1 protein-coding gene is annotated in these 253 nt (G+C 64.0%); it reads right to left on the bottom strand.

Features of this window, described 5'->3' with window-relative positions; genetic code table 11:
- A partial coding sequence (locus SB659_RS20095) for an ATP:cob(I)alamin adenosyltransferase (protein ID WP_410551699.1) occupies nucleotides 1-253 on the bottom strand: 253 nt, incomplete at both ends.

The raw sequence follows: 253 nt of genomic DNA, 5'->3' as shown, positions 1-253 counted from the left end.
GCGCCACCATCAGCCGCTCGGCGCGCCGCGAGATGGTGCGCGCCAGATGCAGATGCGCGGCAGCCGGCGAGCCGGCCGGCAGTACAAAGGATTTCAAAGGTTCTAAATCGGCGTTCAGCCTGTCGATATCAGCTTCCAGACGGGTCACCTGGGCGGCGACAATGCGCAGCGGCTCATAATCGAGCGGCTTGCCGGTGTCGGGGGTCGCAAGATCGGCGCCGAGATCGAAGAGGTCGTTCTGGATGAGCATCAG

It is taken from the genome of Arthrobacter sp. SIMBA_036 (assembly GCF_046535135.1).
Taxonomy (GTDB): domain Bacteria; phylum Actinomycetota; class Actinomycetes; order Actinomycetales; family Micrococcaceae; genus Arthrobacter.
The sequence above is the reverse complement of the archived record's forward strand: the minus strand, read 5'-3'. Positions and strand labels throughout refer to the sequence as shown.